Annotated in this window: 12 protein-coding genes and 1 pseudogene; 6 read left to right on the top strand and 7 right to left on the bottom strand. The window is 69.7% G+C overall.

The window, feature by feature from the left end; all coding sequences use genetic code 11:
* Positions 1-444: pseudogene (locus E2E34_RS03080) on the bottom strand (alpha/beta hydrolase); the annotation flags it as partial.
* Positions 445-982: 538 nt separating this feature from the next.
* On the opposite strand from E2E34_RS03080, the gene E2E34_RS03085 reads away from it, so the two are divergent.
* The gene (locus tag E2E34_RS03085) at positions 983-1,360 is read left to right on the top strand and encodes a DUF1304 domain-containing protein (protein WP_138900337.1); all 378 of its coding nucleotides are present in this window, start codon (positions 983-985) and stop codon (positions 1,358-1,360) included.
* Here the strand turns inward: E2E34_RS03085 and E2E34_RS03090 are convergent.
* Positions 1,312-2,400 (bottom strand): GlxA family transcriptional regulator, encoded by a 1,089-nt coding sequence (locus E2E34_RS03090; RefSeq protein ID WP_138900338.1) that lies wholly within the window; start codon positions 2,398-2,400, stop codon positions 1,312-1,314. The two genes, E2E34_RS03085 and E2E34_RS03090, sit on opposite strands and share 49 nt — an antisense overlap.
* A gap of 138 nt (positions 2,401-2,538) precedes the next feature.
* Between E2E34_RS03090 and E2E34_RS03095 the strand changes: the two genes are divergently transcribed.
* Both E2E34_RS03095 and E2E34_RS03100 read left to right on the top strand, forming a co-directional pair.
* Positions 2,539-3,369 carry a dienelactone hydrolase family protein gene (locus E2E34_RS03095; protein ID WP_138900339.1) on the top strand — a complete coding sequence of 277 codons (831 nt, stop codon included), beginning with the start codon at positions 2,539-2,541 and terminating at the stop codon, positions 3,367-3,369.
* 194 nt (positions 3,370-3,563) lie between these two features.
* Entirely contained in the window at positions 3,564-4,547 is a 984-nt protein-coding gene (locus E2E34_RS03100; protein ID WP_138900340.1) for a BtrH N-terminal domain-containing protein, read from the top strand.
* A 139-nt stretch (positions 4,548-4,686) separates the two neighbouring features.
* Here E2E34_RS03100 and E2E34_RS03105 read toward each other — a convergent pair whose 3' ends face one another.
* On the bottom strand, positions 4,687-6,198 hold the full coding sequence (locus tag E2E34_RS03105) for a cryptochrome/photolyase family protein (protein ID WP_138900341.1): 1,512 nt from the start codon (positions 6,196-6,198) through the stop codon (positions 4,687-4,689).
* Between the two features lie 976 nt (positions 6,199-7,174).
* On the opposite strand from E2E34_RS03105, the gene E2E34_RS03110 reads away from it, so the two are divergent.
* Both E2E34_RS03110 and E2E34_RS03115 read left to right on the top strand, forming a co-directional pair.
* The gene (locus E2E34_RS03110) at positions 7,175-7,795 is read left to right on the top strand and encodes an SMI1/KNR4 family protein (RefSeq protein WP_138900342.1); all 621 of its coding nucleotides are present in this window, start codon (positions 7,175-7,177) and stop codon (positions 7,793-7,795) included.
* A 106-nt stretch (positions 7,796-7,901) separates the two neighbouring features.
* A complete protein-coding gene (locus E2E34_RS03115) occupies positions 7,902-8,321 on the top strand; it encodes a hypothetical protein (RefSeq protein ID WP_138900343.1) in 420 nt (139 codons plus the stop codon).
* A 1,121-nt stretch (positions 8,322-9,442) separates the two neighbouring features.
* Here E2E34_RS03115 and E2E34_RS03120 read toward each other — a convergent pair.
* The 4 genes from E2E34_RS03120 to E2E34_RS03135 form a co-directional block, all read right to left on the bottom strand.
* A complete protein-coding gene (locus tag E2E34_RS03120; protein ID WP_138900344.1) occupies positions 9,443-10,222 on the bottom strand; it encodes a DUF2382 domain-containing protein in 780 nt (259 codons plus the stop codon).
* A 490-nt stretch (positions 10,223-10,712) separates the two neighbouring features.
* Complete coding sequence (locus E2E34_RS03125; RefSeq protein WP_244315481.1) at positions 10,713-10,895, bottom strand: helix-turn-helix domain-containing protein; 183 nt, start codon at positions 10,893-10,895, stop codon at positions 10,713-10,715.
* A gap of 267 nt (positions 10,896-11,162) precedes the next feature.
* Positions 11,163-11,432 carry a hypothetical protein gene (locus E2E34_RS03130; protein ID WP_138900346.1) on the bottom strand — a complete coding sequence of 90 codons (270 nt, stop codon included), beginning with the start codon at positions 11,430-11,432 and terminating at the stop codon, positions 11,163-11,165.
* Between the two features lie 148 nt (positions 11,433-11,580).
* Positions 11,581-12,216, bottom strand: a complete 636-nt coding sequence (locus E2E34_RS03135) for a hypothetical protein (protein ID WP_138900347.1) — start codon at positions 12,214-12,216, stop codon at positions 11,581-11,583.
* Positions 12,217-12,473: 257 nt separating this feature from the next.
* On the opposite strand from E2E34_RS03135, the gene mscL reads away from it, so the two are divergent.
* Positions 12,474-12,935, top strand: coding sequence for a large conductance mechanosensitive channel protein MscL (mscL, locus tag E2E34_RS03140; protein WP_138900377.1), 462 nt, complete (start codon positions 12,474-12,476; stop codon positions 12,933-12,935).
* The last annotated feature ends 110 nt before the right edge of the window (positions 12,936-13,045 follow it).

Below are 13,045 nucleotides of genomic sequence, written 5' to 3' on the forward strand. Positions count from 1 at the left end.
GCCGGGAGACAGCACCACGAGCGGAAACTTCCCGCGTACGGGCGCGGCGGGATTGCGGGCGTGGGTGCGGGTGTCGCTGAGCGTCTTGGCGGACACCGCGTCGGTCAGTTCCCGGTCGTCGATGAAGGCCTGGGCCTCGCCCTTGGTCATGTACGGGGCCGTCCGGCCACCCCCGGGCCGCGCCGGGTAGTACATCGACACCATCAACTCCCGCGCCCCGGCCTGCGGGACCCAGGGGTCGGGGCGGCTCTTGTCGACGAGGTGCAGGGTGTCCCGCCCGACTGCGAACGCACCGGTGGGGGCAGGGAGTTCGAGCCGCACGCGGGTGGTCTCGGCGGCCACGGCCACCGGCGTGGCGGGTGCGGCAGAGGCGACGCTCGTGCCGAGCAGGGCGAGGGACAGCCCGAGTAAGGCGGCGGCAGCGCCGCGAGGCAGATGATTCATACCGGTGAGGCTAGGCGGCGTGACCCGCCCCGGGCGTCACCCCACAGCCTGAACGGGGTCGCCCGCCAGACGTACGACGGCCTCCACCCAACGACCGACCTGCCCCCTAGGGAATCGGCCCCGGTCGCGGGAGGTCGATGTCTGCGACCAGGCACAGTCCACTTCGCGCCGACGTGCCGGCGTTCTGACGGTGCCGCACAGGCACCGGTCCGGCTGGAGCCGAAGCGGCAGCGCGCAAACGACCACCGCACGGGCGAGGGCGACCACGGCGGTCGCCGAAGGGCCCTGGATTGCCTGCCCTCCCAAACGATGTTCCGCCGATCCCCGTCGGATTTCGATCCGGCCCACCACGCCCCAGCCCGCTCCCGACCCCACTCCCACGCACCGCACCGCACAACAAACGGCAGGGTTCGGGCCCCGCCGTGGGCATGCGTCGTCTCGGCGGGGCCGCCCGCCATGCCGGGCGCCCCTCCTCGAACGGATGAAGAGGCCATGTCCGGGCCCGCTGTCGCGGTCCCCGAGGAGGAGCATCTGCCGCATGAATACCGTCAGCCAGGTCTTCGTCCTGATCGCCGCAGCGGTCCACGTCTTCGTATGGCCCCTGGAGAGCTTCCTCTACGGGAGGCCGTCCGTGCGCGTCCTCCTGACCGGCAGCACCGCGGACGCGCCGGAGGTACGGCTGTGGCGGTTCAACGTCGGGTTCTACAACCTGTTCCTGGCGCTCGGGCTGGTCGCCGGCTTCGTCGCGCTGCGTCTGGGGCACGTGACGACCGGGCGCTCCCTGATCGTCTACATCTGCTTCTTCATGATCGGCGGCGGGATCATGCTCTTCGTCTCCGCCCCCAAGCTGTGGCGCGGTTCCCTGGGTCAGGCGGTGCCACCGCTGGTGGTGCTCGTCGCCGACCTGGCGCACTGAAGACTGTCCGGGACGGACACCCGGGCCTCGCGGCGGAAGGCAGTCCGGTAGGCGCTCGGGCGGTGGCCGGTGTGGCGGGTGAAGAGGGCGGCAAAGGTACCGGGGTCCTGGTAACCGACGGCCGCGGCGACGGCGGCGACGGTGCGATCGGTCGTCTCCAGCAGATGGCGGGCGCGGCGGACCCGGGATGCCTGCAAGTGGGCCAGCGGGCTGCGCCCGGTCTCCTCGGCGAAGCGGCGCAGCAGCGTCCGGGTGCTGACCCCGAAGGCATCCGCGAGCGCGGAGAGGTCGTAGCGCTCGGCGAGATTCTGGTCGAGCCGCCGCATGACCCGCTGGGAGAACTCCCGGCCGGGCTGCGGAAGGAGTCGCGGGTCGACGTACGGGGTCTGGGAGGTCCGTACGTCGTCGACGAGCACCAACCGTGCGGTGGTACGGGCCACCCCGGCGCCGTCGTGTCGGCGGATCAGGTCCAGCGCGAAGTCGTACATGGCGCTGAAGGCGGCCGTGGTCGTCACCCCTGCGTCGGTGACGACCAGGTACTCGGGCCGTACGTCGGCGTCCGGGCAGCGCCTGGCCAGTTCGCCGGCGTACAGCCAGGAGGTGGTGGCCCGGCGCCGGTCGAGGAGGCCGGCCTCGGCGAGCAGGAACGCGCCGACGCAGAGCGAGACGACGGCGGTGCCGGCGGCGGCCTGCGCGCGGATCGTCGCGATCTCGGGCGCGAGCCGGGCGAGCCGCGTGTCGAGGTCCGTGTCCGGGCGCAGTTCGAATCCGGGGACCACGAGGACGTCGACCTCGCGCACAGGACGCACGTCCAGGCTCGCGCCGCCAGAGGCAGTGACCCGGCGGCGGGGCGAGATGACCGACACCCGGTAGCCGGGCGCGTCCGGTCCGGCGACATGCCCGGCCATCGTCAACAGATCCGGGACGCCGAACACTTCGGACGCGAAGCAGTCCGGGTACGCCAGGACCCCCACCCGCAGCGCACCCGGCCCGGCGCCCGGACCCGCACGTTCCGCTGCCTGCCGCGTCACCTCAGCCATCGCTCCCGTATCTCTGGTGTCCCGCCCCCGGGTCACCGGCCGCTTTCCGCTCGCGTCCCTCGCGTGTGGCGAGATTACCCCCGGCCTCGGCGATCCCGCCCCTCACCCGGCGGCCGGCTCCGGGACCAGGCTGGCCTCATGAGCGACGACGACGCGATCGCCGACTTCACCCGCCGGAGCGTGGCCGTGGAGGGGGTGGAGAAGACGGTGTACGTAGCCGGGGCCGGGCCCGCGGTCGTGGTGCTGCCGGAGATGCCGGGCATCAGTCCCGACGTCCTGCGGCTCGCGCGCTGGGTGCGGGACGCGGGCTTCACCGTCCATGTGCCCTCCCTGTTCGGGACGGACGGCGCCTTCCCCACGGTCGAGGGCGGCCGGGAGGTCGTCCGCCGCGCCTGTGTCAGCGCCGAGTTCCGCGCCTTCGCCGGGGGCGGCACCAGCCCGGTGACGGTCTGGCTGCGCGGCCTGGCACGCCAGGCCCACACCGCGTGCGGTGGGCCGGGGGCAGGTGCGATCGGCCTGTGCTTCACGGGCAACTTCGCCCTCACCATGGCCCTGGAACCGGCGGTGATCGCCCCGGTGGTCAACCACCCGTCGCTGCCGCTCGACGACCCCGGCGGACTCGAACTCGACGCGGCGGACGCGCGCGCGCTGCGCGACCGGGTCGACCGTGACGGTCTCACCGTCCTCGCCTACCGCTTCGAGGGGGACCGCTGGTGCACGGGGCAGCGCTTCGCCGCATACCGTTCACTCCTCGGTGACGCCTTCGACGGGCGTGTCCTGCCGGACAGCGCCGCCAACCCGGCCCCGCCGCCCTTCTTCGCCGATCTGGTCGGCACCCCGCACAGCGTCGTCACCGCTCATCTCGTCGACGAGGCAGGCCACCCCACGCTCCGCGCCCGCGACGAGATCCTCGCCTTCCTGTCCGACCGCCTGCACCCACAAGGGAGCCGACCGCTGCCCGCGACCTGACGGGGACGTTGGTGCTCGTGCCTCCTGGTGTGGACGTTCACGCACGCTGGTTGGGCATGGCCAGCGGGCGTGGGGGCCGGTCTAGCGATCACCGTTTTGGTGATCAAGGGGCGCTCTACCGGGTGGGGACGTACGTATTGGCGAACCCGGTCGGAGCAGTTCGGACCCGGGGAGAGGGAGGGAGAATGAGCGGCGTGACCAAGGTGAAGGACATCGATGTCCGCGGGATGCAGCATTGTGAGACGACGGCGCTGGGCGTGCTGCTGCGGCATGAAGGACTCGACTTGTCCGAGCCCATGCTGTTCGGACTTGGCTCCGGGCTGTCCTTCATCTACTGGGACAGCAAGAGCATGCGCTTCCCCTTCCTGGGAGGCCGGGTCAAGCCGTTCGAGCTCACCAGGAATCTGACCGCCGCACTCGGGCTGGAGTTGCTGGTCCAGGAGACCACCTCTGCGCGCAAGGCATGGCAGAACGTGGCGGCACCCATCGACGCCGGGCAGCCGGTCGGCCTTCAGCTCGACAGCTACCACCTGGACTACTTCAGCACCAAGGTGCACTTCGGCGGGCACATCGTGGCCATGTACGGCTACGACGAACAGGACGCCCATCTGGTGGACACCGCCCCGCAAGGCGGGGCCGTCTCGACCAGTCTCGCCAACCTGGCCAGGGCCCGTGCCGAGCGCGGCCCCATGACCGCCAAGCACCGGTCCTTCACCATCACCGCGCCCAGCAGCCTGACGTCACCGCAGGACCGGATCATCCCCGCGATCAAAGCCTGTGCCGACGCCTTCCTGAACCCGCCCATCGCGAACCTGGGCCACCGGGGCATCGAGAAGACCGCCAAGCAAGTGCCGAAGTGGCTGCAGCACAGTGCCCATCCGGACGAGGACCTGCCGCGGGCCGCCGTCCTCATGGAGAGGGCCGGCACCGGCGGCGCCTTGTTCCGCAATCTCTACCGGGACTTCCTCGCCGAGTGCGCCCAGTTGATCGACAGCAGCCACCTGCGCACTGGTCACAGCTTGTACGGCGAGGCTGCCACCCTCTGGACACAGGTAGCCGCGCTCATCGCGTCGGCAGGCGAAAGCGGCGACCCGGACCACCTCGTGCAGGCTGGCTCCATCCTCCACGACCTCTCGCGCATCGAACGCGATGCGATGCAGGCACTCAGCAGGCTCTAGCGACTCCGTCGAAGCTGCCCGCCCCGTTCTCGGGCACCGCCGCTCACCCCGGGCCGAACGGCCTGGCATCGTCGCCACAACCGGTTGCGAAGCGCCACGGCTGCCACGAGGGCGCCTGGTCGCCGCAGGCCGGAGGGCCTCAGCTGCGGCGGTCGCGCTCCTGCTCCAGTAGCTCGTCGAGGTCGGGGAGCCGGTCCAGCCCCCGTACCGCCTGCGTCATCCGCGCGTTGCGTTCGAATCGGTCTCGGTGCCGGTGCAGAAGATTCCAGTAGCCGGCGGTGTACGGGCAGGCGTCGTCGCCGACCCGCACGGACGGCTTGTAACGGCAGGGGCCGCAGAAGTCGCTCATGCGGTCGATGTACGCGCCTCCGGACGTGTAGGGCTTGGTGGTCATGCGGCCCCCGTCCGCGTACTGCGACATGCCCACCACGTTCGGGACCATGACCCAGTCGTAGCCGTCGACGAAGCTCCGGTGGAACCAGTCGGTGACAGCCCGGGGCTCCCACCCCTGTTGCAGGGCGAAACTGCCCAGAACCATCAGCCGTGGAATGTGGTGTGTCCAGCCTGTGGTTCTGACCTGCTCCAGCACGTGGCTGAGGCAGTTCGCCTCGGTCGCGTCCGGGGACAGGTCCGTGAACCAGTCGGGCAGTGGCACACGATGGCGCAGGGCATTGCTCGCCCGGTACTGCGGGCCGAAGTACCAGTAGACCTGCCAGACGTACTCGCGCCATCCGGCGATCTGTCGCACGAACCCCTCGACGCTGTTGAGTGGCGCGTCGCCGGATCGCCATCGTGCCTCCGCCTGTTCGACGCACTCCGCGGGGTCCAGCAGGCCGAGGTTCAGTGAGGAGGAGAGCAGGCTGTGGCTCATCGTCTCGTCGCCGGCGAGCATCGCGTCCTCGTGGGCACCGAACGTGGCGAGCCGGTGGTCGACGAAGCGACGAAGCGCTGTCAGTGCCTCCCGGCGTGTGGCGGGGAACCTGCGTGGTGCGTCCTCGCCGACGAACTCGACCTCCCCGGACCGCGACCAACGGTCGAGGTCGGACCGTACCTCGGCGTCGATGCCGCTCTCCTGGGGACGAAAGGGCGCCGGAACGCCCAGCTCCGTGGCACCGCGAGGTGGACGCTGCCGGTTGTCGTGGTCCAGGTTCCACCGGCCGCCGACGGGGCGGTCGCCTTCCATCAGCAGGTCGTGCGTAGTGCGGACCCATCGGTAGAAGTCCTCCTGGCGGAGGTGTTTCGTACCGCGGCCGTCCGCCCATCGCTTGAACTCGTCGTGCCCCACGAGAAAGCCGCGCGCCGACAACACACGTACGAAGGGCAGCCCTTGCACAAAGTCGCGGGCGGCATAGGAGGTGGGATGATGCACGGTCACCGGGTCGTCCCCCATGGTCTCGCGCAGACCCTGGCGATAGGTGTCCGCCTTGACGTACCGCACACGGTCGCCGAGTTCGGCGGCCCGATGGCGCATCGCGGAAAGGATCAGGTGGGCCTTGGCCCGGTGGAACCGTCGCCGTCGGAAGACGCCCTTGGACTCGATCATCAGCAGCGGCGCGTCCCGGCGCGGGCCACCGCGTGCCGGGTCGACGAAGTGAGGACCGAGCTGATCGCCGAACAACCAATGGGGCGTGCGTGGCTCTTCCTCATGCATGACGCGTACTCCGTTGACGATCCGTGCCCGGCCGACGCGCTCCACTACGCGGCGCTGTCCTGCGGCGATCAAAACGCACGACGGCGCCGGCTGTACTCAGCACACGCCGAGCGACTCGCCTCTCGCGATGCCGCCGGCCCCGGGACCCCTCGCTGACACCTTCGCCAGGTATCGGCTCCTCGCCTACGTCGCCGACGTGTGCCATCCGCCCGACCTTGTCGTACGCCTCCTACAGACAGAGGATTCAACGATGAGCCGCACGCTGTTCGTGCTCCGCTATCGAAACGGTGAGCCGGAGCTCCTCGACATGGAGCTGGTTCGGGAAGTCCTGGCGCCGTTCGCCACCGTCGGCGATGACCTTACGGACGGCGTGTTGCTCCGTACCACGGACGGCTACGAGGTGGACGTGGACGTGAATCCAGTGCGCATCGCCGTCAGCCGTTACCCGCCCGGCCAGTTCTTTCACATCCTGGCCGAGCTGGTGGACCGCCTCGGGGCGAGTGTGACCCCCGACGGATCGGCCGGTGATTCTCCGCGAGGAGAAGGACCGGGCGCACCTTCCTGCCGAAGCGGGAAGGGATGCCGCCGTCGTGGCCATGACCAGCTCGGACCTGGAGCGCTACCTCTGCGGCTCCTGACGGTAGGAGCCACGGCGCCCATCACCGGGATGCCCGCCAGCGAACGGCGGCGGCCGGTGAGCTGCCCGGCGAGGGTACGAACGCCATCTGCCAGGCGGTTCAAGGGCTCGGGGATGCCGGTGCGGACGGTCGCGTCGACGAGCAGTCGCAGCAGTTCGTGGCCGAGGGCGGCGATCGCTTCCGTTGGCGTTCAGGCCCCGTATGAGCGACTGGCCAGACCAAGTCCTCCACGGCAGGCTCCAGGGAGGCCCTGCGGGCCGGCTCGGCGTCTCCCCGCCGCCGCGCGGTGATGATCTGGCCAGCTGCCGCGCGCCTAGGCCGTCTCTTTCGGATCTTGCATGATGATCGACATGAACACGGAAACCTGCGACCCGGCCGAGCTGGCCACCCTCCGCGAGATCTTCTCGTCCCGTCCCGAGGCGGCGCCGCCGGCCGGCTGGGAGGCGGTGCGGTCCTTCGAGGAGCAGCACGGCATCGTGCTGCCAGAGCCGTACCGCACTTTCGTGGCGGAGGTCTGCGACGGCCTGCGGGCCGGGCCGCCCTACTACGGTCTGCTGCCCTTCACGCAAACGCCCTCGGACTGGGGCTCCGACCGCCCCGAGCGCCTGCTCGCCGAGCCGTTTCCCCTCACGGCGACGTGGATGTGGGAGAACAGTGAGGAGGACGAGGAGGCACTGTCGGAGCAGGAGCTCGAGGCCCGGATGGACGCCGCGTTCGACCACGGCTCGCTGTTGCTGGGCACCGACGGCTGCGGCATGTACTGGCACCTGGTCGTCACCGGCCCGCAGCGCGGTCACGTCTGGCTGATCGACGAGTACGGCGCGATGCCCTTCGGCAGCTCGTCGAGCACCTCTCCGATGCCGGGCGCCCCTGGTTTCACCGGATGGGTGACCCACTGGGCCCAGGGCCACTCCTGGTTCGCCGATGCACCGGGAGATGATCCGGAAGAAGCGGCCTAGTTCAGAGGAGAGGGCCGGCCAGACACCTCGGGAAAACTCGTCAGGCTGCGGGGCTCAGACAGCTGTGTAGCCTGGCGATCTGTTGGAACATGGTGAGGGGCCGAGGGTGGACGTCGAGCGTGAGCATGCCGCGATCCGCCTACCTGAAGGGTCCTGGTGGGACTGGGACATCGTTGCCTGGGACCAGGGGCAGCTCAGGCTCGCAGCCGGTCACGACCTTGCCTACCACCACAGCTTGGAACTGGTCTTCGGCGACCCGATGTTCGTCAGCTGCCCGTCCGCCTTTCACGATCCGATCTTCCGCGCCCCCTCGCCCGACGAGCTCCTCAGACTCACTCGTCAGTTCGGCGGGGAGCCGCCCGTCGTGGTCGCCTTCGAGGCCGACGCCGGCGGGCAGGAGCTGGTCTCTTGCCTCATCGCAGCGGAGCGGCTCGACATCGTCCGGGGAACCGTCCTGCGTTACTGGCGCGAGGATCCGGCGCCCGACCAGCGCTTCGCCCCGTGGGTCCGGCCTCCCGGCCAGTAGGCGGTCCGGCCACGATCGCGCTCCAGCCAGGGCTCGTACCCGATGTGCCGACGGCGTGCCGGTCCGCGTGGCTGTCGCGGCGGCGCCGGTAGGGGCTTTGGCGCCGGGTGATGCGGTGATAGTTGGGACACCGCGCTGACGGCACCTGCGACTCGTCCCAATGTGAGGGCGCCAAGGGGGCTCCCCACGTGGCCCGCCGCCGGTCGGTTCGGGGCGGCCCCGCCGCCCCGAACCGACCCGCTTTTGCCGACCGCGGTTACATCCTCGACGTGGACCGCTACCGGGCCCGCTCGCAGTGTCGCGCCCCAGCGGATCGGCGCGGCAACGGCCTGGGCGTCTAGACCGTCTCTTTCGGATCTTGCTTAGGCGGCATCCCACTGTGCTTGTAGCCAGCTGAGTTGCGCCTTGCTGAGCGGAGGCTCGAAGCCTTCAGGGAACATGAGCGTCAACGGCTGCGGCCACATGCTTTCGGGCCCGTGCTCTTCACAGTGCAGAGCCACGAGATGCGGACTCCACCGCCCCGCGTCCGTCGCCAAGCAGATCGGAGCGACACGCCGCGGGCGGCATGGCTTATTCGTGATCAGCGCCTCGGCGCCGTTTCGGGGGCAGGACGGCGCGTGCAAAGACGAGGCAGCTCCGCGACCTCCTGGAGCTGACAGTGACCGGTCGCTGATCCTTGCGGGGCCGCAGCGAATGTCCTCTAACCAGGCGTGACGGTCGGGTGCCGTTGCGTCGGGCCCTGCCCGCAGGAGACTCGTGATCCCCCGTGCTCCCCCGCTAGGTCGGGCACAGTCGAGGCACGGCTGCTACGAACCCAGCGTCGGCCACAGGTCCACTGTCAGAGCCTCTTGCTACTTTGCTTGTCGAAGGCCGGTCGGAGAACCCTTGAGGTCCGCGGTTAAGGGGGGTGGGCACAAAGGTCCCCGGGTTCGCCTCGGGACTGTGAGCCTAAGGCCGTGGCATCCACCCCCCTCTTCGACCCGCAGCATGGGCCCACCGATGCCACTCGGTCCCCCGTCGACCGTGCCCCACCACTGTCGTCCGGGCTCCGGCGAACGGGTCCGCCAGAGCCCAGACGAGCAAATCAAGTGGTGTCCTGGACCGCTCCGGTGCGTGGCGAGCTACCGGCCGCGGTCGTCGTCCTCCTCCGTGGCTTCGATGCGCTCCTTGCGGACCGTGCCCTTCACTGTCTCCTCCTCGGTGACCTCCTCAGCCCTCAGCCGCACCCGCTCCACCGGCTCGGCCCTGGTCTCCACCACGGGGCGCTCCGCGTGCAGGGTGACCTCGTGCTCGGCCTCGGTGATCTCCGGACCGGACAACGCCTCACCGCGATTGGCGTCGGTGACCGGCTCACGCTCCACCCGGACCTCTTCGTGGCGCACCGGGATGGTCTGCTGCTGCTCCTCGGTCACCACGTACTTGCGCAGCCTGGCCCGGCCGGCCTGGCGGCGTTCGGTCCCGACGTGCATCTCCTCCTCGGAGCGGGTCATCGCGTCGTCGGTGGAGGAGGTGTCGGCCGCTTCGGTTCGACCTCGCGCCCAGCCGCCCTCGCCGGGCTGGTTGGCCTCATGCCACGCGGCGTCCCATTCGACGCCGTAGTACTCGTAGAGGCGGTGCTCCTCCTGCTCGGAGAGATGACCGCCGGCGTCGACGTCGACATTCGGGGCGTCCTTGACCTTGCCCTTGGCGTAAGGGACCTCAAGGTGGTCCTCGACCACGCTGGCCTCGCGTATCGGCACGAACGACTCACTGGTGCCGAACAGGCCGGTCTTCACACTGACCCATTCCGGCTCGCCCGTCACGTCGTCGAAAAAGACATGCTTGGCCTCCCCGATCTTGTTCCCCTGACCGTCGTGAACGGGGTGGTCCAGCACGCTGGGAATCTGCTCTCGAGTGATCATTGCCGTCCCTCTCTCGGATCGAAGTCACGGTCCGGGTATCCACCCCCCAGGGAGCAAACCTGCAGAAAAAGAGAAAATCGGACCTTCGCGGCAGCTCGCGTCTACCGACGCTCGTGGCAGAAACCGCACGACGCCCACCCGTCCCGCCACGGCGGGGGTCGTAGAGCCCGTCGGCTTGGGTGCCGTCGTCGCCTGCCACCCCACCGTCGCGCAGGTGCAGGTCCTCACCGCGCAGACGTAGGGCTTCGGACGGACCGATGGCGAAGGCTGGGTGTGGGCGCAGGAACAGCGAGGGGACTCCGGCACACAACCGGGCCGCTCAAGCGGGCAGCGCCTCGGCCACAAGCTCCTCGTCGCAGCGAAGGCCCTGCTGACCACGGCGGCAGCGCGAAACTGCACGTCTCGCAGGCCCAGGACAAACACCAGGGCAAGGAGGAATGGGGCAGTAGCACTACGGCAACTGCCGTCGGATCCGTGTCAGGTATCCGTGTCAGGCCGGTGCTGGGACCTGGGCCGCGTGGAGGACTTCGGGCAGTGGCAGCCCGAGGGCTTCAGCGAGTTCGGCCAGTTCTTGCTCGGTGGGGTGGACCGGGCCGCCGGCCCCGTCCTCAACGAACGCCCTGATACGAGGCGTGCGGATACCGGTCCGCTCCGCCAGGGCCTGCGCAGTCACGTTATGGCGGTGCATGGACACTTGCAGCAGCTTCCCAAGGTCGGCCATTCCCCTCGTCTGCCCAGCACGGGCTTCCTCACTCCAGGGTTACCCCTGCCCGTGGTAACGGAATGAAGTCGAAAGCCCCGCGCGCCACGGCGTCCGCAGGGGAGACGCGGGGCAGGATCTGTGGCCGACCCGGTGTGGCGAAACCGGGCCGGCCACGTTCTCCGCAAGGACCCGGCGACCGGCCTGAGCCCCGCGCCAGTACCTCGCGTCCAGCGTCTCTCAGCCGCCGACGGGTGTGACGCCGAACATCAGGGCGCGGCGGCTGACGTCGTAGTGCACGGTTGGCGTCTCGGAGAGCAGGTCCTGAAGAACGTCCGCGTCGTGGGCGTCAACGGTGAGCACTTCCTCCCACGCGCCTTGGTCGAGCACCAGCTGCAGGGTGATGGTGCCGGGGGCCCCTGGGCCGCCCGCGACCCAGGTGAACTGGTAGTGGCTGAGCTGACGCACCTTGATGCTGTCGTCCGTAACAGGCTGCGAGACCTTGGCCATGAATTTCTCCTTCGGGGGCAGGGCTGGGACAGAGGAGTGCAGTACTGCTCGTGATCCTGTGGCACTCCCGACGCGACCCGCACATACCGGCCGCGAGGGCAGGCTCAGGCAGCGGGGCGGGGAGCCCCGGCGGTTCGAAGCCGGCGTTTCACGCTTCGCAGTGCCGTCCCGGCATGCCGTGCTCGCGTGCTCGCCGAACGGCGGCCAGACCGGTTCCCCCGGCCGTCACGAGGGGTGAGGCAGCCCGGCGCATCATCCCCAGACGTTGCTGTTCGGGCCGCTGCTGCTCACCGTGCAGGGCGTTGAGGACCAGTACCCCTGCGGTCAGCACGGGCACGGCCCACTGCAGCAGGGCGAGCTGGCGCTGCGCCTGTTCGAGATTGATCGGGTGTTCCGCGGCCTTCGCGGCGTCGCTCGGGTTCAGGGACGAGGCGAGCTCGACCTTCTTGCCCAGGACGCGGGTGTAGGCGGTCGCGGCCAGGGCCGCTCCCGTGACCACCAGCTTGGCCACGGTGGAGGCACCCACTCCCTGCTGGTAGGCCACCCGGGCGCTGTTCGCACCCAGCAGCCCTGCCCCTCCCACCAGATGAGCCCCGATCGCGGCCGCGTTCACCGGTGTCCAGGCCGCCCAGCCGGCGCTGGCGATACGCGCGGTGGACAGCTCGTCGTCGGCAGATCTGTTCGCCGCCCCGTTGAGACCGACGGCACCCATCAGGGAGCCGCCGAACCAGGCCGCCAGCCCAATGTCGTGCAGGCTGCGCAGGGTCGTGTTGCGTTCTGACATTCGAACCTTCCAAGACTCACGCCCCGTGATCCAGGGCACCGCAACCAGCCTCGGGGTGATCACCGGCCCCGACCACGCAGGGCGCGCATACGGACTACCAGCCCAGGTCCTGCCGCTGACGCCGGGCGAGCCCGTCACGTGCTTCGGCGGTGAGGGTGTGCCGTCGCGGAAACGGGCAAGGCGTGAGGGTGAGCGGGTCGCCGGACCGGCTGCACCGACAGTGCGGGCACGGAGGAAGGATTGAGCTGGTGAAGCAACTGCTGCAAGGATTCCGCAGCTTCGTACTGCGCGGAAACGTCGTGGACCTGGCCGTGGGCATCGTCATCGGCGCCGCGTTCACCACGGTGGTCAACGGCTTCGTGAAGGCCTTCCTGACTCCTCTTGTGGGTCTGGCCACCGGGGCGACGGGCGACTTCAGCCGCAAGACCTTCACGATCGGCCAGACGGTCTTTCCCTACGGCAATTTCATCAACGCCACGATCAGCTTCCTGCTCATCGCCTGTGCCCTCTACTTCCTCGTCGTTCTGCCGGTCAACAAGCTCCACGAGCGCTTCGCCCCGCACCAGGACGTACAGGCAGACAAGCGGGACTGCCCCGCATGCCTCAACCCCGTCCCCGTTCAGGCGTACCGGTGTGGGCACTGCACCAGCCAGTTGAAGTCACCGAACGGAGCCACCGACAGCAGCACCCTCCCGCCAGGTCCGCGCGCCCATGCCTGACAGAGGTTTCTGCCGCAATGCCGAGGTCGTCCGCGTGGAGCTCCGCTGGACCGCCGACCGGCCATCCGCCGGCGCGTCGGCGACGAGGGCCTGGCGCTCCGCGCCACAGC

It is taken from the genome of Streptomyces albidochromogenes (genome assembly GCF_005981925.1).
Classification (GTDB): Bacteria; Actinomycetota; Actinomycetes; order Streptomycetales; family Streptomycetaceae; genus Streptomyces; species Streptomyces albidochromogenes.